General features: G+C 64.2%; 23 protein-coding genes. 14 read left to right on the top strand and 9 right to left on the bottom strand.

The window, feature by feature from the left end:
- Positions 1-147: 147 nt before the first annotated feature.
- Together FHP89_RS01345 and FHP89_RS01350 are read right to left on the bottom strand one after the other, a co-directional pair.
- Positions 148-882 (bottom strand): Crp/Fnr family transcriptional regulator, encoded by a 735-nt coding sequence (locus FHP89_RS01345; RefSeq protein ID WP_144176662.1) that lies wholly within the window; start codon positions 880-882, stop codon positions 148-150.
- 194 nt (positions 883-1076) lie between these two features.
- On the bottom strand, positions 1077-3278 hold the full coding sequence (locus tag FHP89_RS01350; RefSeq protein ID WP_144176663.1) for a RelA/SpoT family protein: 2202 nt from the start codon (positions 3276-3278) through the stop codon (positions 1077-1079).
- Between the two features lie 85 nt (positions 3279-3363).
- Here FHP89_RS01350 and FHP89_RS01355 point away from each other — a divergent pair, with 85 nt between their 5' ends.
- The 7 genes from FHP89_RS01355 to FHP89_RS01385 all read left to right on the top strand — a co-directional run bounded on the left by FHP89_RS01355 (position 3364) and on the right by FHP89_RS01385 (position 9245).
- Positions 3364-4260: a DMT family transporter gene (locus FHP89_RS01355; RefSeq protein WP_144176664.1), complete on the top strand. Its 897-nt coding sequence runs from the start codon at positions 3364-3366 to the stop codon at positions 4258-4260.
- Position 4261: 1 nt separating this feature from the next.
- Positions 4262-5053 (top strand): M90 family metallopeptidase, encoded by a 792-nt coding sequence (locus FHP89_RS01360; RefSeq protein WP_144176665.1) that lies wholly within the window; start codon positions 4262-4264, stop codon positions 5051-5053.
- Positions 5054-5071: 18 nt separating this feature from the next.
- Positions 5072-5527, top strand: a complete 456-nt coding sequence (locus FHP89_RS01365; protein WP_144176666.1) for a flavodoxin family protein — start codon at positions 5072-5074, stop codon at positions 5525-5527.
- A gap of 227 nt (positions 5528-5754) precedes the next feature.
- Complete coding sequence (locus FHP89_RS01370; protein ID WP_144176667.1) at positions 5755-6189, top strand: host attachment protein; 435 nt, start codon at positions 5755-5757, stop codon at positions 6187-6189.
- A 135-nt stretch (positions 6190-6324) separates the two neighbouring features.
- Entirely contained in the window at positions 6325-6780 is a 456-nt protein-coding gene (parS, locus tag FHP89_RS01375; RefSeq protein WP_144176668.1) for a type II RES/Xre toxin-antitoxin system antitoxin, read from the top strand.
- Positions 6781-7150: 370 nt separating this feature from the next.
- A protein-coding gene (locus tag FHP89_RS01380; RefSeq protein WP_222105289.1) for an IS3 family transposase occupies positions 7151-8334 on the top strand; the annotation gives its coding sequence in 2 pieces (ribosomal slippage) (positions 7151-7418 and positions 7418-8334; 1185 coding nt in all).
- Between the two features lie 449 nt (positions 8335-8783).
- Positions 8784-9245 carry an RES family NAD+ phosphorylase gene (locus FHP89_RS01385; protein ID WP_144176674.1) on the top strand — a complete coding sequence of 154 codons (462 nt, stop codon included), beginning with the start codon at positions 8784-8786 and terminating at the stop codon, positions 9243-9245.
- Between the two features lie 3 nt (positions 9246-9248).
- Here the strand turns inward: FHP89_RS01385 and FHP89_RS01390 are convergent, their stop codons facing one another.
- Genes FHP89_RS01390 through ispD form a run of 4 tightly spaced genes read right to left on the bottom strand, consistent with a single transcriptional unit; the run spans position 9249 to position 11703 of the window.
- On the bottom strand, positions 9249-9941 hold the full coding sequence (locus tag FHP89_RS01390; protein ID WP_144176676.1) for an aspartate/glutamate racemase family protein: 693 nt from the start codon (positions 9939-9941) through the stop codon (positions 9249-9251).
- A 14-nt stretch (positions 9942-9955) separates the two neighbouring features.
- Complete coding sequence (gene thpR / locus FHP89_RS01395) at positions 9956-10516, bottom strand: RNA 2',3'-cyclic phosphodiesterase (RefSeq protein ID WP_144176679.1); 561 nt, start codon at positions 10514-10516, stop codon at positions 9956-9958.
- Positions 10506-11000 carry a 2-C-methyl-D-erythritol 2,4-cyclodiphosphate synthase gene (ispF, locus tag FHP89_RS01400; protein WP_144176681.1) on the bottom strand — a complete coding sequence of 165 codons (495 nt, stop codon included), beginning with the start codon at positions 10998-11000 and terminating at the stop codon, positions 10506-10508. Before ispF ends, thpR begins: the two co-directional genes overlap by 11 nt.
- 1 nt (position 11001) lies before the next feature.
- Entirely contained in the window at positions 11002-11703 is a 702-nt protein-coding gene (gene ispD / locus FHP89_RS01405) for a 2-C-methyl-D-erythritol 4-phosphate cytidylyltransferase (protein WP_144176683.1), read from the bottom strand.
- A gap of 98 nt (positions 11704-11801) precedes the next feature.
- On the opposite strand from ispD, the gene FHP89_RS01410 reads away from it, so the two are divergent.
- The gene (locus tag FHP89_RS01410; RefSeq protein ID WP_144176686.1) at positions 11802-13082 is read left to right on the top strand and encodes an MgtC/SapB family protein; all 1281 of its coding nucleotides are present in this window, start codon (positions 11802-11804) and stop codon (positions 13080-13082) included.
- Between the two features lie 25 nt (positions 13083-13107).
- On the opposite strand, the gene FHP89_RS01415 is transcribed toward FHP89_RS01410, so the two are convergent.
- Positions 13108-14631, bottom strand: a complete 1524-nt coding sequence (locus FHP89_RS01415) for a hypothetical protein (RefSeq protein WP_144176688.1) — start codon at positions 14629-14631, stop codon at positions 13108-13110.
- Between the two features lie 156 nt (positions 14632-14787).
- Between FHP89_RS01415 and amrB the strand changes: the two genes are divergently transcribed.
- The 5 genes from amrB (at position 14788) to FHP89_RS01440 (ending at position 18664) form a co-directional block, all read left to right on the top strand.
- Positions 14788-15606 carry an AmmeMemoRadiSam system protein B gene (gene amrB, locus FHP89_RS01420; RefSeq protein ID WP_144176690.1) on the top strand — a complete coding sequence of 273 codons (819 nt, stop codon included), beginning with the start codon at positions 14788-14790 and terminating at the stop codon, positions 15604-15606.
- Positions 15593-16150, top strand: a complete 558-nt coding sequence (gene amrA, locus FHP89_RS01425) for an AmmeMemoRadiSam system protein A (RefSeq protein ID WP_144176692.1) — start codon at positions 15593-15595, stop codon at positions 16148-16150. The genes amrB and amrA overlap by 14 nt, the downstream gene beginning before the upstream one ends.
- Positions 16151-16167: 17 nt before the next feature.
- Positions 16168-17262, top strand: coding sequence for an AmmeMemoRadiSam system radical SAM enzyme (gene amrS, locus FHP89_RS01430; RefSeq protein WP_144176694.1), 1095 nt, complete (start codon positions 16168-16170; stop codon positions 17260-17262).
- Positions 17263-17280: 18 nt separating this feature from the next.
- On the top strand, positions 17281-17952 hold the full coding sequence (locus tag FHP89_RS01435) for an alpha/beta hydrolase (protein WP_144176696.1): 672 nt from the start codon (positions 17281-17283) through the stop codon (positions 17950-17952).
- 109 nt (positions 17953-18061) lie between these two features.
- Positions 18062-18664 carry a putative metalloprotease CJM1_0395 family protein gene (locus tag FHP89_RS01440; protein ID WP_222105291.1) on the top strand — a complete coding sequence of 201 codons (603 nt, stop codon included), beginning with the start codon at positions 18062-18064 and terminating at the stop codon, positions 18662-18664.
- A gap of 21 nt (positions 18665-18685) precedes the next feature.
- Here FHP89_RS01440 and FHP89_RS01445 read toward each other — a convergent pair whose 3' ends face one another.
- Positions 18686-19009, bottom strand: a complete 324-nt coding sequence (locus tag FHP89_RS01445) for a hypothetical protein (protein ID WP_144176698.1) — start codon at positions 19007-19009, stop codon at positions 18686-18688.
- A gap of 183 nt (positions 19010-19192) precedes the next feature.
- Here FHP89_RS01445 and FHP89_RS01450 point away from each other — a divergent pair, with 183 nt between their 5' ends.
- Positions 19193-20461: a lamin tail domain-containing protein gene (locus FHP89_RS01450; RefSeq protein WP_186300277.1), complete on the top strand. Its 1269-nt coding sequence runs from the start codon at positions 19193-19195 to the stop codon at positions 20459-20461.
- A 93-nt stretch (positions 20462-20554) separates the two neighbouring features.
- Here FHP89_RS01450 and FHP89_RS01455 read toward each other — a convergent pair whose 3' ends face one another.
- The gene (locus FHP89_RS01455; RefSeq protein ID WP_144176702.1) at positions 20555-21382 is read right to left on the bottom strand and encodes a THxN family PEP-CTERM protein; all 828 of its coding nucleotides are present in this window, start codon (positions 21380-21382) and stop codon (positions 20555-20557) included.
- Positions 21383-21469: the final 87 nt, after the last annotated feature.

A 21469-nucleotide genomic window follows, 5' to 3' on the forward strand; every position in this document is an offset into this window, starting at 1 on the left:
CAACATTGGTCGTCCGCAGGAGTTGAGCGGTGCACAAGGACTAGTCAGAAAGGACTAGGCGACGGCGCATCCGGCACGGCGCGCGTCAACCGCGACATGCCGGCGCGGCGGGTCGGCCGTGCCGGACAAAAAAACCACGGATGTGGATCAGGTGTTGAGCAGCGCGCTCAGCCCCTTGTAGTCGAGAATGCGGATGGTGCGCCCACCGCCTTCGATCATGCCGGCATCGCGCAGCTTGCGCAGCGCGCGGGACAGCGCCTCGCTGCTCATGTTGAGCATGGAGGCAATGGTGTATTTCGGCGCCGCCAGGTGCACCCATCCCGGCTGAACATCGCCGATCCCATCCTGCTCAATGAGGTAGGCCGCAACCCGCTTGTAGGCAAGCAAGGGGGCGGTCTGGCTGATCGACTCGATCAAGGCCTGCACTCGGCCGGACACTTCGGACAACATGCGCAAGGACAGTTCGTGGTCTTCGCGTACGGCCTGGCGCAAGGCATCGGAGGGCACATGCAGCAGCTCGGTCGATCGCACTGCCTGCGTCCACGCCCGATAGCGCGACAACCGAAAAACGCCAATCTCACCGAAAAAACGCTTTTCGGTGAAGAGTTCGATCACTTTTTCGCGCCCGTCGGGCTCCAGGGCGAGCAGCTTGATGCTGCCTTCGAGCACAAAAAACAAGCCCGTCGGCACCGAGCCACGACGAAACACGATCTCCTCACGCTCATAGCGCAGTCGGGTTGCCTCCTGCGCCAGCAACTCGAGCGTGCGAGCCTGCAGACCTTTGAGCAAGGGCATCGACCGGAGCACGGAGATGACCTCGGCCTGACCCTCTGCGTGGCCAGCAGCCAAATGCCGTCGTGCCTGACTGATCCTCATGTCCATACGTACCTCGTCGCGCCGCCAGGGAGGCACATCGGCGGCGACAACAGCGCGCACGGCCGGAGCCTCTACGGGGGACACAATACGAAGACACGCTGAGCACGACAATCGGCCGGACGACCACCCCCCGAATGACCGAGGCGATCTAGCCCAAAAGAACTAGGTCGCCCGCGCTATGCCGCGAGGGCCGATTGCGCTCACGTGCGGCGGGCCTGATCGACACCGACGACATCCCCCATCAGCAAGAGCGCGCGCTGGATCTGCTGCGAGCCATTGACCTCGATGGTGAAGCGCATGCGCGCCTTGCCTTTTCGGGTGAGGGTGTTGACGGCAATGACATTGAGCTTTTCTCGCGAGAGCACATCCGACAGGTCACGCAGGAGACCTTGACGGTCGCTGGCATCGACAATCACATCCACCGGATAGCGGCTGCCCGGCGCATCCACCCCGTCCCCCCAGGTGGCCGGAATGGCGCGCTCGGGATGGCGCTTGAGCAAGGCCTGGAAATCGGGGCAATCGACCCGGTGCACCGACACGCCGCGCCCGCGGGTGACGAAGCCTTCCACCGCGTCCGGCGGCGCCGGCTTGCAACAGCGCGCCAGCGAGGTCATCAGCTTGCCAACGCCGACCACCAGAATATCGTCATCGTTGCTGCGCTGGTGGCTGCGCCCAATGACCACGTCGTCAGCGACGGGGGGCGCCGCCTCTTGTGCGTGTGTGGCCAACTGCACCGCGCGCGGCCCCACCTCGCCACGGCCGGCCGCCACAAACATGGCTTCGGCATTCTTGAAGCCCAGGCGCTGCGCCAGCGTGTCGTTGTTGAACTGGGTCTGCCCTTCGCGCTGCAACTCACGGTGAATCACGGCCCGACCGCGATCGAGCAATTCGCCCTGCTCCTGCTGCGCGAAGTATTGCTTGATCTTGCGCCGCGCCTTTCCGGTGGTGACGTAGTTTTGCTGCGGATTGAGCCAGTCCCGCGACGGGCCGCCCTCCTTGGCGGCGGTGATTTCTACCGTCTGCCCGCTCTCCAGCGGCTTGTTCAGCGGAATCAGATGGCCATCGATCTTGGCGCCACGGCAACGATGCCCCAGGTCGGAGTGCAGCGCATAGGCGAAATCCACCGCCGTCGCGCCGCGCGGCAAGTCGACCACCCGTCCCTGCGGCGTCATCACATACAGCGTGTCGTCGAGCGAAGCGTCGCGGTATTTTTCTTCCCAATGGTCGGCATCGGTCACCTCATCGCGCCAGGACAGCAGGTCACGCAACAAGGCAATTTTTTCGTCGTAAGTGCCGCCACTGCCACCGCTGCCTTCTTTGTAACGCCAGTGCGCAGCCACGCCAAATTCGGCGTGCTGGTGCATGTCCTCGGTGCGGATCTGCACTTCGAGCGCACGGCCATCGGCCGCGCGCACGGCGGTGTGCAGCGACTGGTAGTTATTGCCCTTGGGCTTCAGGATGTAGTCGTCGTATTCCCTCGGGATCGGCGTCCACAACTGATGCACGATGCCGAGCACGGCGTAACAGTCGCGCACCTGCTTGACCAGCACGCGCAGCGCCCGCACGTCGTACACCTGCTCAAAGTCCAGATCCTTCGACTGCATCTTGTTGTAGATGCTGTAGATGTGCTTGGGTCGGCCATAGACCTCGCCCTTGATGCCCGCGTCGGCCATCTCCTGGCGCAAACGGGTCACCGCGTCGGTAATGAACTGCTCGCGCTCGACCCGACGCTCATCGAGCATCTTGGCGATCCGCTTGTAAGTGGCCGGCTCCAGAAAGCGGAAGGACAGGTCCTCCAGCTCCCACTTGAGTTGCCACACCCCCAGCCGATTGGCCAGCGGCGCATAGATGTCCAGGCTTTCGCGTGCGGCGTCTTGCTGCTCATCCTCGTCCGGATGTTCGGCGTAGTAGCGCAAGGTCTGGGTACGCGAGGCCAGGCGCAGCAACACCACGCGGATGTCCTCGACCATGGCCAGCAGCATCTTGCGCAGGGTTTCGGACTGCTGACGCATTTCGGGCGCGCGATTGGTGGCCGTCTTGCGCGTGATTACCCGCAAGCCATTCAGCCGGTACAGCCCGCCCACCAGCTTGGCCACCCGCGCGCCGAAGTGCTTCTCGAGATACTCGGTGGCGTTATCCATGTGGCTGTGCAGCGCAAACAGCAAGGCTGCCAAGCGCGCATCGCCATCCATCTTGAGCGACACGCAGATCAGCGCCATCCCCAGCGCATGGCGCAAGGTCGGCTCGCCGGTGCCCAGCGGCTGCTGGCTGTAGAGCTCGGTGATCAGCGACAGGGCCGCTTCAATGCGCGGCCGGTCGGCCTCGGGCAAGCCTTCGCAGATACGATCGACCGGTGGCGTTTCCGAGTCGGCGTAGGAAATAGCGTGAGTGACGGATACCATGACTGCAATTATCTCTCATTGAGCAGATTGGATGCCCCGATGATAATCGCGCCGCCTTCCGACTGCCTTACACCGACCTCTCCCTATGCGCCGCCTGTTTGATCTGCCCTACCTGCTGCTGACCCTGACCACGCTGTTCTGGTCGGGCAACATGGTCATCGGTCGCGGTATCCGCGCCGACGTGCCGCCCTTCGGTCTGGCCTTCTGGCGCTGGACGCTGGCGCTGTGCCTGATCCTGCCGTTCGCCTGGCCGCATTTGCGCACGCAATGGCCGCTGGTCAAACGCCACTGGCGGCCCATCGTGCTGCTCGGCGCGCTCGGGGTGGGCGGCTACAACACCTTTGCCTACCTGGCCCTGCAATACACCACGGCGATCAACGCCACCATGATCAACTCGCTGATCCCGGTCGCCACGTTATTGCTGGCTGTGTTGCTGCTGCGGCGGCGCTTGCAACGCTTTGAAGTTTTCGGCGTGGTGTTGTCGCTCATCGGCGTGAGCGTGATCGTCACCCATGGCAACCCGGCCATGATCCTCGACTGGCAATTCAACCCGGGCGACTTCTGGATGCTGGTCGCGGTGACGGTCTGGGGGCTGTACACCGTCGGCCTGCACTGGCGCCCCGGCGGTATGCACCCGATGGTGCTGCTCGCCGCCATGACGGTGGTCGGCATCACCGTGCTCGCACCGGCTTGGGCGTGGGAGTTGTCGCAAGGCCGGCACATCGTGCTGCACACCGGCAGTCTCACCGCCATCGTCTATACCGCCATTTTTCCCGGCTTTCTGGGTTACGTGTTCTACAACCGCGGCGTGGCCATGGTCGGCCCCAGTCGCGCCGCGCTGTTCATTCACTTGATGCCGGTGTTTGGCACGGTGCTGTCAGTGATTTTCCTCGACGAATTGCCCGCCCTCTACCACGGCGCCGGCATCGCGCTCATCCTGTCGGGCATCTGGCTGACCACGCGCCAGCCTGAAATCCGCTGACATGCTGCGCCGCTTGCAACGCTGGCTGTTTGGCCAGGCAGACCGCCCCGCCGTGACCGAAGAACAATGGGCACGCGTCGAAGCCGGCCTGCCGTTTCTCGCCTATCTACCCGCAGACGCCCGTTCGCGCCTGCGTACACTCGCGCTCGAATTCCTCGATCAGAAGACCTTCCACGGCGCCCACGATCTGGTGCTGACCGACGACATCCTGCTATCCATCGCCCTGCAAGCCTGCCTGCCCATCTACCACACCGGGCTCGACGCCTATCGCCAATGGGTTGGCGTGGTGGTCTATGCCGGCGACTTTGTCATCCCGCGCGAAGAGATGGACGAAGACGGTGTGGTGCACGAATACGACGAGCCAGTCCTCGGCGAAGCCTGGCCCGACGGCCCGGTGGTCGTCTCCTGGCAGCCACAGCAACGCACTGACGGCCTGAACGTCGTCATCCATGAATTCGCCCACAAACTCGACATGTGCAATGGTCAGGCCGACGGCTTCCCGCCGCTACCGGCCGACATGCGCCGCGCCGACTGGGCGCGCATTTTCACCGCGGCCTATGACGATTTCTGTCACCGGGTCGATCACGATCTACCCCATGCCATCGACGCCTACGCCGCCGAAAATCCGGCCGAATTCTTTGCCGTGATGAGCGAAGCCTTCTTCGAAGTACCGCTCAGACTGCGTGCCGCCTACCCCGCCGCCTACGCTCAACTCAAGCGTCTATATGGCCTCGACCCCGCCGCCGGCGCGAACCCCCACCCCACTCACGACTCCAACCCGCAGGAACACTGAAGCGCGCGAGGTTTGCCCATGAAACGCCTGTTGATCGTCTATCACAGCCAGTCCGGCCACACCGCGCAACTGGCCGACGCGGTCAAGGCCGGCGCCGACACCGCCGACGGCATCGAAGTACGTTGCCTCAAAGCCTTCGACGCCGGCGTAGACGACCTCGCCCACTGCGACGCCCTGCTGCTCGGCACGCCGGAGAACTTCGGTTATATGTCCGGCGCGCTCAAGGACTTCTTCGACCGCACCTACTACCCGCTCGAAGGCCAGCTCACTGGCCTGCCCTTCGCCATCTTCATCAGCGCCGGCAACGACGGGACCAACGCCGTGCGCGAAATCCGCCGCATCGCCACCGGCTACGGCTGGCGCGAAGTGTCCGAAGCCCACATCGCCCGCGGTGAGGTGCAGCCAGCCGATCTCGACGCCTGCCACGCGCTCGGCGCCGCCATGGCCGAGGGGCTGGCGATGGGCATTTTCTGAGCACTGCGGTGAATTGTCACAACCCAAAGTGTCTGACGAACGGTTGATCGCCGCCCGAGCCACGCATGGCACGGCTTTCGCGGTCACGACCAACGGCGCGCCACAAAATTCTGCATCAAACGCTTTTGAAGTGTTCGCGTGCGCCTTCTACGCTGAGAGTTCTGCGTCCACCGTCTGGACGGATCGGCTGGACGCGGAAGACCCACCACTCTTTCGGAGGATGTTCTATGGCTATCACCTGGATCCTGGTCGCTAACGCCAGCCTTGCAAAACTCTACGCCAACTATGGCCCCAACAAAGGCCTCAAACTGGTCAAAGAGTTGATCCACCCGGAAAGCCGACAGAAAAACCAAGACCTCGTCACCGACCGAGCCGGCAGCATTCAATCGACCCACGGCAGTGGCTACGAGTCTCACACCCCCCCAAAAACCCAAGCCGCACGCGCCTTTGCACAGGAACTGGCGCAGGAGTTCTACCGAGGCCGCAACAAGCACGCCTTCGGCCGTGCCATTCTCGTTGCACCACCGGCTTTCATGGGCATGCTCAATGCCGTCATGGACGGCCCCACCGCCCAACTCATCACCGATCGGGTCGAGAAGGACTACACCAAAACCACCGAACCCGATCTGGCCATGCGACTGGGTGGCAGCATCTGCCTCTGAACATTTGACTCCCCACCACAACGGGCGCCGCTGGCGCCCTTTTTGTTGCCCCGGCAAATTGGCTTCCACGCAGCCACTGGCAACTTACGCCAATATTGCATAGAATAACTGCCACATGGCACACAAGGAGTCCGTATGAGCACCGCTGCTGCAATCGCACCCGAACCGCTCTCGGTCGACCGCCTGCTGGGCGGGCGTAAAGTCCTGCACAGCCAGCCGCGCACACCGCTGGACTGGGTCGGCCTGATCCGCCACGGCATCTCCTCCACCGCCATCGACGCGCTGTCCAAAACGCTGCGCCTCACCCAGAGCGAACTGGCGGCCGCCCTCGCCATCCCCGAGCGCACGCTGGCGCGGCGTAAAAAGGAAGGCACGCTCAGCAGCGAAGAGTCCGCCAAGGTCGTGCGCCTGGCCCGTGTGGTCGAGCGCGCCGAAGAAGTCTTCGAAGACCTCGGCGCCGCCCTCGACTGGCTCAAATCCGACAACGCTGCCCTCGGTGGCGACACCCCGCTGTCGCTGATCGACACCGACATCGGCACGCAGAGCGTGATGGATACGCTGGGGCGGATCGAGCATGGTGTGTTCGCCTGAGCGGATACATTTCGTGACCCGCTCGGCAACAGACGCGATCCCGTTTTCAATACTTCAACCCGCGATCGCGCCACCCCGTAGGGTGGTCAGCTCGCTGCCCACCAAGTGGTCTATCTCGGGACAAACGATGGTGGGCAACGCGTTGCCCACCCGACGAAGCCAAACACGCGCAGCCCCTATTTCCGCCCGCCCCCTCCTCCGGTTGGCGCGGCAGCGGGCGGGTCAGCTGTGCCCGACTGAACGGCTACGGTGGCTCCGTAAGGTGGTCAGCTTCACTGCCCACCATTCAACACCGGTCGTAAGCCATGTAGTGGTCCAATTTCCGCGGACACCTTGATAGGTGGATCATTCACCTGTTGAGGAGGAATAGATGGTTCAGAAACGCAGGACGTTCGATACGCACTTCAAACTTCAAGTTGTGCAGATGATCAAAGACCAGGGACTGAGCGTCGGACAGGTCTGCCGCGATATGGATTTGGGGGAGACTGCGGTGCGGCGTTGGCTTGCACAGTACGCAGCCGAGCAGTTGGGTCGCAGGGGGATCGGCAAACCGCTGACGGCCGAGCAGCAGCGCATTCGTCAGCTCGAGGCTGAGAACCGGCAGCTCAAGCAGGACAACGAGCTGCTAAAAAAAGCGTCGGCCTTCTTCGCACGGGAACTGAAGTGATTTATCAGTGCGTAGATCAGTTGCAGAAGAAGGCCTCGACAAGCGTGACATCACTGTGCCGGTTGTTGGACGTGAGCCGATCGGGCTATTACAGCGCACGCCGTCGTGTGGCCAGTGCGCCGAAGCTTTGCCCGTTTAGTGTTGAGCTTCAGGCCACTTTTAATGCATCCGGACGTAGCTACGCCAGCCGGCGCCTGCGGGCCGGGCTTCGTGCCCGAGGCATCAACGTGGGGCGCCACCGAGTCCGAACACTCATGCGGCGTCATGGCTTACGACCGGTTTGGAGGCGCAAGTTTATCCACACCACAGACAGCCGTCACACCCTGCCCACAGCCGACAATCTGTTGAATCGACAATTCGATCCACCCACAGCCAACACCGCCTGGGTCTCGGACATCACCTACATTCGCACACGCAGTGGTTGGCTGTATTTGGCCGCAGTGATGGACCTGTTCTCACGCAAGATTGTCGGCTGGGCCATGGCGCCGAACATGCCCGCCGAGCTCGCTTGTTCCGCCCTGCACATGGCGATCGCCCAGCGCCAACCGGCTCCGGGGCTGATCGTGCACTCCGATCGCGGCAGTCAGTATGCCAGCAACGCCCACCGCGCCTTGCTGGCGCGCCACCGCTTATGCCCGAGCATGAGCCGTAGGGGCAATTGCTGGGACAACGCGGTGATGGAGCGCTTCTTTCTGAATCTGAAGATGGAGCGCGTCTGGCAGCGAGACTACGCCAACCAGGCCGAAGCAATACGCGACGTTGGCGACTACATCGTTGGTTTCTACAACAACGTGCGTCTTCATTCGAAACTGGGCTATTTGTCGCCCACCAACTACGAGCGACAAATGGCTGAAAAGCAACCTATCACGGTGTCCGTTAATACTTGACCACTACACCACGTTGGTGGGCGGCAAGCCACCCACCCTACAAAACTTCGCCCTCGCCCGCTTGATGGGCACCTCGTAGGGCGGATAAGCGAAGCGCATCCGCCGCATGGCGTATCCGTTAGGCTCGAACGGCGGATGCGCCTGCGGCCTATCCGCCCTGCGAGAATGCCCTCCGCTGTTGCAGGCAGGCACCCCGTTCCCCTCTGTCGTGCCGAGCGCAGCGAGTACGGGGCGGAACAAGCGGCTTCGCTGTTTGAGCCCGCAGGGCGAGTTTGCGAAGCTGCCCGCCACGCCCTTGCGGAGGGAGGGAAGCCCGAAGGGCCACGACAGCGGGGTATGCTTCTTTGCCTAGCTTTCTTGCACAAGCAAGAAAGTAGGTCGCCCGCCGGGGCGAGACCCGGCCAACGAACCGTCGAAGCATCAGCCCCCCGCCGCCAAGGCGGCAAACCATGACCCCCCTCTGGCGCCTCGTCACTGCCCGCTTCGCCGACACCGCCTTCAGCGGCGAAGGCGCGCGTTTGTATGGCGGGCGCTGGAATCGCAAGGGCGTGCCGATGGTCTATACCGCCGCCAGCCAGTCACTGGCGATGCTCGAAATCCTGGTACAGGACGAACCGCTGCGGGCACGCTACGTGATGATCCCGGCCACGCTGCCGAAGCGCTTCAAGATCGAGACCATCGCCCTCGCCGACTTGCCGGACCAATGGAATGCCCCAGCCAATCGTGCGCACCTGCAAAGCCTCGGCAGCGATTGGGTGCGACGCGGCAGCAGCGCGGTGCTGGCGGTGCCGAGCGCGGTGATTCCGGCCGAGACCAATTACCTGATCAATCCGCTGCACCCCGACTTTGCCAAGATCGAGATCGGCGCACCGCAGGACTTCGTCACCGATCTGCGGCTGATCCGCAAATAGGCCTCAGCTCAGCGCGTGCCTGACGGCTGCCGCCGCATGAATGGCCGTGGTGTCGTATAGCGGCACAGCCGTGTGTTCGGCCTGCACCAGCAGCGCAATCTCGGTGCAACCCAGAATCACCGCCTGGGCGCCCTGTGCCTGCAAACCGGCGATGATCTCGACATAGCGCGCACGTGAGACGTCCGAGACCACGCCACGGCACAACTCGTCATAGATTACCGCATGCACGACGTCGCGATCTGACGCCTCCGGCACCACCACGTCCATGCCGAAACGCTCGCGCAGACGGCCGACGTAGAAATCCTGCTCCATCGTAAAACGCGTGCCGAGCAGGCCGACGCGATGCACGCCGTCGGCCTGCAAGACCTCGGCGGTGGCATCGGCGATATGCAGCAACGGAATCGACAGCGCCGCTTCGATCTGCGGCGCGAGCTTGTGCATGGTGTTGGTGCAGATCAGCAGAAAGTCCGCCCCGCCGGCTTCAACCGACCGCGCCGACTCAACCAGCATTTGCGCCGTGGCATCCCAGTCGCCGCGATGCTGGGCGGCTTCGATGGGGGCGAAGTCCACGCTGGCGAGCATCACCCTGGCCGAGTGCAGCCCGCCGAGCGCGGCATTCACGCCACGGTTGATGGCCTGGTAATAGCTCACGGTGGATTCCCAACTCATGCCGCCGAGCAAGCCGATGGTCTTCATGCTGCCTCCTGTCCTCACGCCGCCGTCCAGCGCCGGCGAATCTCATAACGCGCGCCGCTGGCGTCCCGGTGCGAGACCGCCAGCACACCGCCTTCGACCGCCCATTCAACGGGTTCGATCACTGTCGCGCTTGCCTGCCGGCATCGACGGGCCAACGTGACATGCGGAACAAACGGGCGTGCCGCCAGCGTAATTCCGATGGTCTGCAAACCCGAGGACAGTTCGCCGGCCAAATTCGCCAATGCGTCCGGCGGCGACTGGCTGCCCGCCCACAGGATCTGGTTGTGTGGCCAATGGCCAAGCTGATCGAGATGGAGTGTGCAACGCGGCCAGACCAAGCGGTCGCCGATGGCTTCAATCGCTGGGAGGCAATCAAGCGCCACATCGCCGATGAAGGCGAGCGTCAGATGCAGGGTGTCGACGCGCATGAGGCGCGCGTCGGTTGCAGCCGCCTTGCGCGCGAGTTGATGCAGCCGATTTGCGATGGCCGGGCTCGGCCAGAGGGCGAAAAACACACGGGTGGTCGGCGCCGCGACCGGCGCATCGTCGCCCGGGCGCGGTGCGTCAGCCGGCATCCGCCCGGAACAGCAGCGCCACCGCCTGCGCGGCAATGCCTTCACCGCGGCCGGTGAAACCGAGCTTCTCGGTGGTCTTGCCCTTGATGTTGATGCAATCGGCCGCCACGCCCAGATCGGCGGCGATGTTGGCGACCATGGCCGGCACATGCGGCAGCAGCCTGGGCGCGCGGGCGATCACCGTGGCGTCGACGTTGCCCACCGTGTAACCGGCCGACCGCACCGCCGCCATCGCTTCGCGCAGCAGCACACGGCTATCGGCGCCGGCATGCGCCGGATCGGTGTCGGGAAAATGCCGGCCGATGTCGCCCAGCCCCGCCGCGCCGAGCAGCGCATCGGTGATCGCATGCAACAACACGTCGGCATCCGAATGGCCAAGCAAGCCGCTGGCGAAGGGAATCGTCACGCCGCCGATGATCAACGGCCGGCCAGCGACCAGCGCATGCACATCAAAGCCCTGGCCGATGCGAAAAGGCACCGTCATCTCAACTCTCCCGGTTTTTCAGAATCCACTCGGCCAGATGCAGGTCGAGCGGATACGTGACTTTCAGATTGGTCGGATCGCCGCGCACCAGACGCGGGCGCAGGCCGGCCGCCTCAATGGCGCTGGCTTCGTCGGTGACGTCGCGCGCCGATTCGAGCGCGCGGCGCAGCATCATGTAGCGAAACATCTGCGGCGTTTGCGCCTGCCACAGGCTGTCACGCGGCACGGTGGCCACGGCGCGGCCTTGCGGGTCGGCGCGCTTGAGCGTATCGGCCACCGGCACCGCCAGCAAGCCGCCGACTTCATCGTCGTCCAGCGTATCGATCAGCGCATCCACATGCCAGGGCGCCAGGCACGGACGCGCGGCGTCGTGCACCAGCACCCAGTCGCCATCGCGCACATCCGGCCGGATGGCACGCAGGCCGTTGAGCACGCTGTCGGCACGCGAGGGGCCACCCACGTAAATCGGCTTGAGCTTGTCGCCCAGGTCGGACCAGTCGAAGCCGTTCCAGGTCTGGTCGCCGACCGACAGCACCACATACACGCGCTCGATCTGCGGTACCGCACACAGCACACGCAGCGTGTGGCGCAGCAGCGGTTCGCCCATCAGATTCAGGTATTGCTTGGGGGTTTCCCGCCCCATGCGGGTGCCGCCGCCGGCGGCAGGCACCAGGGCGAAATGGCGATGGGCAATTTTTTGCATGGCGCGATTCTACCTGCGAGCGGCCGCCGCGGCACACTCTGAACCACCGGCAATGCGGCGTAGAATGGGCGCTCAGGCCCACCTCACAGTCCAAACGAATGGCCCCTGACCTGCCTCTCGATACGCAACAACTCCAGGCCATCCTGGTCGCCCTCGGCATCGGACTCATGCTGGGGCTGGAGCGCGAACGCCAATCGGCACCGCGCGCCGGGCTGCGCACCTTCGGCTTGGTCGGGCTGCTCGGCGCACTCGCCGGACTGCTGGGCGAGCGCTTCGACAGCCTGTGGCCCTTCCTCATCAGCCTCGCGCTGATCGGCATCATGATCATCGCCGCCTACCTGCAAAACCCCGACCCGCAGGACGCCGGCACCACCTCGGTGGCGGCACTGTTGCTCTGTCATGTGCTCGGTTTCATGGTGTGGGAAGGCGAGGTGCGACTGTCGATCATGATCGCGGTCGGCACCACCGCCCTGCTCTACTTCAAGACCACCTTGCGCGGCTGGGCCACCCGACTCACCGCGCGCGACTGGAACTCGATTCTGCAGTTCAGCGTGATCTCGCTGGTGATCCTGCCGGTGCTGCCAAATCAGAATTTCGGCCCCTTCGACGCGCTCAACCCCTACCAGGTCTGGTTGATGGTGGTGCTCATCTCGGGCGTCAGCCTGGCCGGCTACGCCGCCTTGCAACTGGTGGGCGGGCGCTACGGCGCGCCACTGGTCGGCCTGTTTGGCGGTCTGGTGTCGAGCACGGCCACCACGCTGGTGTTTGCCCGCGATGCACGCAAGCGCCCTGAGTTCGCGCCGGTGTCGGCGCTGGTGATCGTCATCGCCAATCTGGTCATGCTGGCGCGCGTGGCGGTGGTGTGCGCCGTGCTGGCGCCCGGCCTGCTGTGGCAGGTGCTCAGCATCGCGGCGCCCGGTCTGGCCTTGGGCCTTGTCGCGCTGGGCGTGCAGTGGAAAACCTTGATGACGCACGAAGGCAGCCCGGTGCCCGACACCAAGAACCCGACCGAACTGCGCTCCGCGCTCACCTTCGGCGCGCTCTACGCCGCAGTCCTGCTGGGCGCCGCGTGGTTGTCCGAGGTCGCCGGCAGCGCGGGGCTGTATCTGGTCGCGCTGGTATCGGGGCTGACCGATGTGGACGCCATCACCTTGTCGAGCCTGCGCCTGTTTTCGCTGGACCGCCTCGAATCCATCCCCACCGTCACCGCCATCGGTCTGGCCATGCTGTCCAATCTGGCCTTCAAGACCACCCTCGCGATCAGCGTGGGCGGGCCCAGCGTGGCCAAACGGGTGCTGGCCGCCATGCTGGCAGTGGGTCTGGGGCTGGGCGGCGGCCTGGCCTGGGTGGGCTGGGGTGCGGGTGGTGTCGCGGGGTAATCAGAACAAACGCCGGGCGGCAGCCTCAGCTGGCGCCGACCTCGGGAATACGCACCACTTTCAATGCCACCAACGCGGCGCCGTCGGGCATCTCGGTGGCCGCCCGGTAGTTGTCGAACGCGGCTTTCCCCCGCGACCGGTAGGCGCATTCGACCTGTGTTTGATACGCCGTGTTGATCACCAGCGTGCCGGCAGCCCGCCCGGCGTCGAAGCGCGCTTTGGCCTCGGCCAGTCCCTTGAAGGTGAACACCCGCCCATCGAGTGGCGGATGCGCCATGGCGGCGGTGACATCGACGGCCTCGTAGTTGCGCTCCCGTTGCTTGAGCCGCGCGAACTCCTCCTCGCTGACCGCCACAAGAACCCCCACGACCTGCTGCGATGCGTCCGGCGCCACATCCAGAAAGCAGACATACACCGCCGGCACGCTGTCGGGCATGTCGGCGCGAACATAGTGCTTGTAGCCGGGCAGGCTGACGCGATTGTCCATTGCCACGCCCCATACCCGTTTGTGGCCCTTCAAGGTGGCCAGCGGAAAGTCTTCCAGAAGCCACGCATCCCGGCCAATGGTGCGACTGAACGACGCCGGGTCGACCAAGGAACCAAACCCGAACACATAGATTTTGTCGGCCTGCGTCGCCCAGGGTGGCGCGTTGAGGTGACACGCCCGAACGATGTCGCCCGGCGGCGTGAGTCGTCGGAACAAACCCTTGCGCCGCGCATACGGGTAGTCGGAATCGACCGACCGGTGGCGGCCATGAAACAACGCCTTTTCAGCCAGGCAGTACCGCAAGGCGCCCTGCACCGGCTGCTCGATGCCCAGCATCACACCGCGGATTTCGGCATAGATCTCTTCAATCGGCAACGGCTGCGGATCACGCTCGCTCCGCACGCTCGCCGCGCTCACAAAGCCCTGCGCATCCACGCCGTTGATGGCAATGCCAAGATCATCCAGCGGCGCCCGAATGCGCAGCGGAATATATGGCTCGGCCAGCGGCTGGCGCGGCGCTTCGTCGCGCAACACCACGTTGCGAAGCGTGGTGCCGTCGATGCGCGCGCGCGCGATGAGGCGCACATGCAGCTGGCTGAGCGTCACCGGCGAGGCGTTGTAGACGCTGAAGATCAGATCGTATCGACCTTCAGCACGATGCAGATTGAGACACGGCTTGAATTCAAACACCGACTTGGGACGCAGCACCACCGCCGTCACAAAGGCAACAATGGCGGCAAAAAAAAACAAGCCGCACAAAATCTGCACCGCAGCAATCGCCTTGTCCAGCCAAGGCACCGGCACCACGCACTGAGTGTTACCGCCCGACAGGGTCACAAACTCAAGAAACGCCCGCTCAACACAAGGCAAAAACGGCTTGTCGGATACCCCCGGCAGGTTGCGCCAACTCAGTTGATCCAGTGGGCCGGCCGCGTGGTAGAGCATGGCAAACCCGAACACCACGGTCGCCGTGAGACACACGATGAGCACGAGGAAATGCCAGAGCGGCTGCTCGTTCCAAAGATTGAAAAAGAAGTTGCGTAGTCGGTGTCGTGCGGTCATGTCGAAAGCCCGGCCCATCCTCAACTGGGTTTGTTCCGCCATACCTTAACGACTGCAAAGCCTCACGGCCAGCCTCCGGCCAGGCGCATCGCGTTCAAGCGCATCGGGCTCGGCCTATAATACCCACAACAACCTTACGGTCTCCCGGAGACTGACATGGCCAACGCCTCCATCCGACCCGCCGCTGTTGCCGGCGCGTTTTACCCTGCCGACCCACGCGCCCTGCAGATCATGATTGGCGACATGCTGAACGCCGCCATGCCGCTGGAAACCGTGCACTGGCCCAAGGCGCTGATCGTGCCGCACGCCGGCTATGTGTATTCCGGCCCGATCGCGGCATCCGCCTACGCCGGGCTGCGCAGCACGCAGGCCTTCTACCGGCGCGTGATCTTGCTCGGCCCCTGCCACCGGGTGCCGGTGCAAGGCTTCGCCCTGCCCGCCGCGCAATCGCTGGCCACGCCGCTAGGCGAGGTGGCGGTCGACCGGCCCGGCTGGCTGGCGATTCAGGACGAGCCCGACGTGGTCGTCGACGACGCCCCGCATGCCCTCGAACACGCGCTCGAAGTTCAGCTGCCCTTCCTGCAAACCGTGCTCGACCACTTCACCGTCGTGCCCATCGTCGTCGGCGACACCACACCCGAGCGCGTCGCCCATCTGCTCGACCGCCTGTGGGGCGACGACGAAACGCTCATCGTCATCTCCTCCGACCTGTCGCACTACCTGCCCTATCACCAGGCGCGCTGGCGCGACCGCTCGACGGTGGAGCAGATCGAGCGCCTGCAAGGCGGCCTCGCGTTCGATCAGGCCTGCGGCGCGCTGCCCATCGAAGGCATGCTGCTCGCCGCCCAGCGCCACCATCTCGCACCCACCGTGCTCGATTTACGCAACTCCGGCGACACCGCCGGCGACCGCAATCGTGTGGTGGGCTACACCAGCATCGCCTTTACCCCGGCCCAACGCCATGTCGCTCACTGAATCCGAACTCGGCACCCGACTCCTCGCCCGCGCCCGCGCGGCGATTGAGCACGCACTCGATCTCGGCCCCGCGCCCGCCGACGACCCGGACCTGGCCGAGCGCGGCGCCACCTTCGTCACCCTCACCCGCAATGGCCAGTTGCGCGGCTGCATCGGCAGTCTCAAGCCGCAGCGTGCGCTGGGCGACGACGTGGTCGCCAATGCGCTGTCCGCCGCGCTGCACGACCCGCGCTTCACGCCGATGACGGCCGACGAGTGGCCCGAAATCCGCGTCGAAGTCTCGCTGCTCGGCCGCGCTGAATTTCTCGACGCCAAATCCGAAGCCGAGGTGCTGGCGCAACTGCAGCCCGGCAAAGACGGCGTGATCTTCTTCAACGGCTGCCAGCAGGCCACATTTTTGCCGCAAGTGTGGGCGCAGCTGCCCGATCCGCGCGACTTCCTCACCGAACTCAAAAAGAAAGCCGGCCTCAGCGCCGACTACTGGAGTTCGGCAGTGATGGTCGCCACCTATCCGGTCCAGAAATGGCAGGAGGACGACGCCTAAACCGACAGGAGGCGAACATGCACGACGCAGCATCCCGAGTTCCCGCCCGTTACTGGCACACGCTGGACGACGGCCGCATCGAATGCGACCTGTGCCCGCGCACCTGCCGCCTGCACGAAGGCCAGCGCGCCGCCTGTTTTGTGCGCCAGCGGGTCGGCGACCACATGGAGCTCACCACCTGGGGGCGCAGCTCCGGCTTTTGCATCGACCCCATCGAAAAGAAGCCGCTCAACCATTTCTACCCCGGCAACAGCGTGCTGTCCTTTGGCACCGCCGGCTGCAACCTGGCCTGCAAGTTCTGCCAGAACTGGGACATCAGCAAGTCGCGCGACATGGACCGCCTGATGGACACCGCCACGCCCGAGGCCATCGCCGCCGCGGCCGAGCGCTGGGGCTGCAAGAGCATCGCCTTCACCTATAACGACCCGGTGATCTTCGCCGAGTACGCCATCGATACCGCCATCGCCTGCCATGCGCGCGGGCTCAAGACCGTGGCCGTCACCGCCGGCTACATCCACGGCCAGGGGCGCGCAGACTTTTTTGCGCACATGGACGCGGCCAACGTCGACCTCAAGGCCTTCACCAATGACTTCTACCGCAAGCTGTGCGGTGCCGAGCTGGCGCCCGTGCTCGACACCCTGATCTGGCTGCGCCACGAGAGTCAGGTGTGGTTCGAGATCACCACCTTGATCATCCCCGGCGAGAACGACTCCGACGCCGAAATCACCGCCATGGCCGAGTGGATTCACCGCGAGCTGGGCGACGACGTGCCGCTGCACCTGACCGCCTTCCACCCCGATTTCAAGCTCACCGACCGCCACGGCACGCCGCACGCCACGCTCACCCGCCTGCGCCGCTGCGCGCGCGACGCCGGCCTGCGCCATGTGTATCTCGGCAATATCGCCGACCGCGACGGCGCCAGCACCTACTGCCCCGGCTGCAACGCCCCGGTCATTGTCCGCGTCGGCTACGACATTCTCGACTACCGGCTCGACGTGCGCGGCCAGTGCCAGCACTGCGGCGAACGCCTCCCCGGCCACTTCGGGCCCTTCGAACACCCCTTCGGCAATCGGCGCATTCCGGTCGCCATTGGCTCGACAGCGGCCGAATAGCCGTGCGATGCTCACGCCATGTCGCTCACGCTCCGTCACTCCACCCTCAGCCTGCCCGCCGGTCCCGTCTGGCTGGCCGCCCGGCTCGCGCATGCGCCGGATGTTCGCGGCCTCGTCATCATCGCCCGCAGCACGCTCGATGACGAAGAAACGGCCCGCGAACGCGCCATCAGCGACGCGCTGAACCGCGCCGGCTTCGCCACGCTCGGGCTCGATCTGGCCACCCCGCACGAAGACGAACGCGACCCCGACCTGCGCTTCAACACGCCGCTGCTCGCCAACCGCGTCGAAGCCGCGCTCGCCTGGATCGACCACCAACCCCCGCTGCACGGCCTGGCGCGCGGCCTCGTGGCAGGCGGCACCGCCAGTGGCGCCGCCATTCGCGCGGGCAGTCGCTCGGCCGATCGATTGAGCGCGCTGTTCTGTCTCGGCGGCCGCATCGACCTCGCCGGCGCCGGCCCACTCGGCGCGCTGGCGCTGCCGCTATGCGTCGCCGTCAGCCATGCTGACCCGAGCCGCGCCATGATGCGCAAGGCCTTCGAGCTGATTCACGCCGACACCGCCTGGCAAGATATCGACGACACCGGCCTCAGTTCGCCAGCCGCGCTGGCACGCATTATCCCGACGCTCGTCCGCTGGTTCGAACACCAGCTGCCCAGCACCACCGAAGACACGCCTGACGGCACTTAAACCCTTGCCATGCAAGGAAAACACCCCCTGCAACAAAGCCCATCTAACCCTTTTGCATGCTTGAGAAAAGCACTAAAGTGGGGGCGTTGACTGTTTTAGGGGATATCTCATGATGTCCGTGTCCGCCGCTTCGCCAAGCTACTTTGCCGCGCTTCAACGCGCGCCGGCAGGCGACGCCGCGTCGACAACCACCGCACAACCCAAAGCAGAAACCGACAACGCAAACATTGCTGCCAGCAAAACGGACGCCAAGCAAACAGACTCCCACGAAGCGGCTGCCATTGCCGCCGAAGTCGCTGCGCTCGCCAGCACCGATCGCAAAGTCCGTTCGCACGAGGCAGCACATTTGGCTGCCGCCGGCGGCCTCGCGCAAGGCGGTGCCAGCTTCTCCACCGTACGCGGCCCGGACGGGCAGATGTACGCGGTGGGTGGCGAGGTCGGCATTGATGTGTCCCCCGGCCGCACACCGGACGAAACCATCGCCAAGGCGCAACAGATCCAGCGCGCAGCGCTGGCCCCGGCAGATCCGTCATCGCAGGACTACCGGGTCGCAGCCATTGCCGCCCAACTGATTCAACAAGCCCAACGGGAACTGGCGACTCAGAACGAGCCAACCGTCGGCGCCGATGGCGCCAGCCGTCAGTTGCAGACGGCCTTGTCGCAGATCGAGCCCAATCCGGCCTCGGGCGAACAGGTCAATATTTTCGCCTGACGCGCTTAGGCAGTCGCGCGCTTAACGGCGGTCGTCGGTCTCGCCGGGTTCATTCACCTCGCGGATCACCTCACCCTCGATCACCAAACCTTCCTGAGCCTGCTGCTGCGCCTGCGTCTCGCGCATCTGCTTACGCAAATTGCGCGTCTTCCACCAGAACCAGCCCCACACCGCAGCGCCCACGGTGAGCACCACCGCAAACACCACCACCGAAAACACCAGCGCCAGCCCAAACAGACCGATCGCCGCCACCGAGCCGACAATCTTCTGCCACGGGCTGAGCGGACGGCCATTGCGGCGTGCAAAGGCCTCAAAAACGCGTTGTTGGTTCGGATCGATACGCATGGTGCTTCCTGTTTACGACATGGGTGCAATGCACAACGCTAACACCGATCGAACATCGATGCGCGGCGCATCCACCAAGTGGGGGCATCGGCGCCAATATCAACAATGCCATTCGCACGCAGGCCAACTACCCTGAAAGAACGGCGCCTCTTCGCGTCGATCAACCCCAGGGAACCTGCGCACATGGCCTACACGCTCATCAAAGGCAGCTTTCACATCCACTACCCGCACATCCCGCTCAGCGGCCCCGAGCCCGATGGCGACACCATAAAGTTTCAGCCCGACAACCCGCAGCTGGTCGAGCGCCTGCCCCGCCCCAACCGCATGCCCGGCTTCAACCAGGCTGGCATCACCAGCATCCGCTTCGAAGGCGTCGACGCGCTCGAAACCCACTTTGACGTCGAAGACACCGAGTTCCACCAGCACCTGCCACTGGCGCTCGCCGCGCGTGACGCGCTCATGACGCGCATCGGCTTCGGTGCCATCAAGTACTTCGACAGCCACCCCTACAAGGTCGAAACCGTCGAGACCCACCCGGTGCGCGGCTACATCCTGTCGATGGGGCTCGACACCTACGGCCGCAGCGTGGCCTTTGTGTATACCGGCGAGCACCCCTCCATCGACGGCTCGCGCATCTTCATGCAGCCGCACATGCTCGACACCAGCCTCAACGCCTTCATGCTGCACCAGGGCCACGCCTACGGCGCCTTCTACCTCGGCCTGCCGCCCGAGCTGCGCGAACACCTGCGCCGCAGCGTGCGCCACGCGCGCGACAACCGGCTCGGCTTCTGGGCGCAAGCGCCGTCCATGAGCACCGGCATCACGCTGGATGGCGTCGACGCCCTGCAAAACGGCATCCTCTGGCCCAAACTGTTTCGCCGCATCGCGCCCTACTTCCAGGCCGGCCACACCAACTTCGACGCCTTCGACGCCTGGCTGCGCCAGGACACTCGCAACCGCGACGACCGCCTGCTGCTGCCCACCATGGAAGTCGGCAACCTGCATGACATGATCCGCGCCCAAGGCACCACGCTGCGCCTCATGTTTGCCCCCGAAGACGTCGTGATCGTGCCCGACGACTACATCCTCCCCGCCACCGTTGGCGGCGTGCTGCCCTCCCGCCCGCGCCATCCCAGCGGCGTGCGCATCATCTGCGCGCTGGTCAACCCCATCGAGCGCCCCGAACACGGCAACGAAACCGTCACCCTGCTCAACGCCAGCAATCAAGACGTCGACCTCACCGGCTGGCAAGTCGCCGACGCCAAAGGCAGCCAGACCATCAGCGGCCAAATCGCCCGCGGAGAGACGCTGCGCATCGCACTCACCAGCGCCGTCAAACTCAACAACGACCGCGACACCATCACCGTGCTCGACCCCAGCGAACAGATCGTCGACCAGGTCGCCTACGAACCCAAAGACCTGCCCGACGAAGGCGTCAGCGTGACGTTCTGAACACATTCCTATGACAATAAAAAAGCCCCCGACGAATCGGGGGCTTGTCTGAGATGCGGGCTTCTCGTAACGAGAGTCAAACTTGCATTTAACTCAAGCCCCGCGCTTGGACAAACCCATGCCCAACAATCCAAGGCCGAGCAGAGCAAGCACGCCTGGCTCTGGCACCGACAGCGGGTTTGTCGAAATCGTGAACCCGAATGCCAGCGTGGTTGACGCATTTTCGGCCGTTGTAAAACCAATACAACCGAAAGGTTGGCTTGCCGCAGCGCAAACCCCGTTATCCAGGGTCGACAACACCCCGCCCGTGGTCGGGAAAATATTCACGAAATACGTCAGCAGACCGTCTCCGTCGCCCGCGTCATACATGAATGATTGATTGAGCAGACCACTCGTCAGCACAAAAATATCGTTACACGGCGTTGGGCTACCGAGTACCGCACAGGTGCCAGAGTTAGGCGTCTCAGCAAATGCAATATCAAAATTGACCACTTGATCCGGCAACGCAGCACCAGCCGGTACCGTCGGCGTCAGCGTGACGGCATTGCGCAAGGTCGCCGACGTCAATGAATTCCCGGTGATCGGGTTGTTATTGTGAGTCAGAGACGTACTGAAACCAAGATACGGCGCCACAGCCGGGGGGGCACCGCCAATGTAGGTATCGACCGAACTTCCAATAATGCTTGGGTTATTGATCACCAACGAACTCTGGCCGGAGCCAGTGGACGTCCCCCACGACAAGGATGTCGTTCCCGGAACGGGGTAATTGGTCGTTGTGGGACCGATGATCGACTGAGTGAAGCCCGACAGAATGTCGTAGCCCCAAGTAGCGACTGCAGCCTGAGCGCTTCCAGCGATCAGAAGGCCCGGTGCAAGCAAGACACCAACCAAGGCTCGGCGGGGAAATGTAGTCTTGAACATGACTTGTCTCCTATGCCAAAAACGGTTTAAACACCGTCAGTTGATAGCAAGCATAAGTTGTACCGCAGTTATTTTTCACAATAAAAA

This window comes from Denitromonas ohlonensis, assembly GCF_007625205.1.
Lineage (GTDB): Bacteria > Pseudomonadota > Gammaproteobacteria > Burkholderiales > Rhodocyclaceae > Nitrogeniibacter > Nitrogeniibacter ohlonensis.

Bases quoted from the DNA above. Each gene is read 5' to 3' on its own strand.
- FHP89_RS01345 (WP_144176662.1), bottom strand. From the start codon at position 882: ATGGACATGAGGATCAGTCAGGCACGACGGCATTTGGCTGCTGGCCAC.
- FHP89_RS01350 (WP_144176663.1), bottom strand. From the start codon at position 3,278: ATGGTATCCGTCACTCACGCTATTTCCTACGCCGACTCGGAAACGCCA.
- FHP89_RS01355 (WP_144176664.1), top strand. From the start codon at position 3,364: ATGCGCCGCCTGTTTGATCTGCCCTACCTGCTGCTGACCCTGACCACG.
- FHP89_RS01360 (WP_144176665.1), top strand. From the start codon at position 4,262: ATGCTGCGCCGCTTGCAACGCTGGCTGTTTGGCCAGGCAGACCGCCCC.
- FHP89_RS01365 (WP_144176666.1), top strand. From the start codon at position 5,072: ATGAAACGCCTGTTGATCGTCTATCACAGCCAGTCCGGCCACACCGCG.
- FHP89_RS01370 (WP_144176667.1), top strand. From the start codon at position 5,755: ATGGCTATCACCTGGATCCTGGTCGCTAACGCCAGCCTTGCAAAACTC.
- parS (WP_144176668.1), top strand. From the start codon at position 6,325: ATGAGCACCGCTGCTGCAATCGCACCCGAACCGCTCTCGGTCGACCGC.
- FHP89_RS01385 (WP_144176674.1), top strand. From the start codon at position 8,784: ATGACCCCCCTCTGGCGCCTCGTCACTGCCCGCTTCGCCGACACCGCC.
- FHP89_RS01390 (WP_144176676.1), bottom strand. From the start codon at position 9,941: ATGAAGACCATCGGCTTGCTCGGCGGCATGAGTTGGGAATCCACCGTG.
- thpR (WP_144176679.1), bottom strand. From the start codon at position 10,516: ATGCCGGCTGACGCACCGCGCCCGGGCGACGATGCGCCGGTCGCGGCG.
- ispF (WP_144176681.1), bottom strand. From the start codon at position 11,000: ATGACGGTGCCTTTTCGCATCGGCCAGGGCTTTGATGTGCATGCGCTG.
- ispD (WP_144176683.1), bottom strand. From the start codon at position 11,703: ATGCAAAAAATTGCCCATCGCCATTTCGCCCTGGTGCCTGCCGCCGGC.
- FHP89_RS01410 (WP_144176686.1), top strand. From the start codon at position 11,802: ATGGCCCCTGACCTGCCTCTCGATACGCAACAACTCCAGGCCATCCTG.
- FHP89_RS01415 (WP_144176688.1), bottom strand. From the start codon at position 14,631: ATGACCGCACGACACCGACTACGCAACTTCTTTTTCAATCTTTGGAAC.
- amrB (WP_144176690.1), top strand. From the start codon at position 14,788: ATGGCCAACGCCTCCATCCGACCCGCCGCTGTTGCCGGCGCGTTTTAC.
- amrA (WP_144176692.1), top strand. From the start codon at position 15,593: ATGTCGCTCACTGAATCCGAACTCGGCACCCGACTCCTCGCCCGCGCC.
- amrS (WP_144176694.1), top strand. From the start codon at position 16,168: ATGCACGACGCAGCATCCCGAGTTCCCGCCCGTTACTGGCACACGCTG.
- FHP89_RS01435 (WP_144176696.1), top strand. From the start codon at position 17,281: ATGTCGCTCACGCTCCGTCACTCCACCCTCAGCCTGCCCGCCGGTCCC.
- FHP89_RS01440 (WP_222105291.1), top strand. From the start codon at position 18,062: ATGATGTCCGTGTCCGCCGCTTCGCCAAGCTACTTTGCCGCGCTTCAA.
- FHP89_RS01445 (WP_144176698.1), bottom strand. From the start codon at position 19,009: ATGCGTATCGATCCGAACCAACAACGCGTTTTTGAGGCCTTTGCACGC.
- FHP89_RS01450 (WP_186300277.1), top strand. From the start codon at position 19,193: ATGGCCTACACGCTCATCAAAGGCAGCTTTCACATCCACTACCCGCAC.
- FHP89_RS01455 (WP_144176702.1), bottom strand. From the start codon at position 21,382: ATGTTCAAGACTACATTTCCCCGCCGAGCCTTGGTTGGTGTCTTGCTT.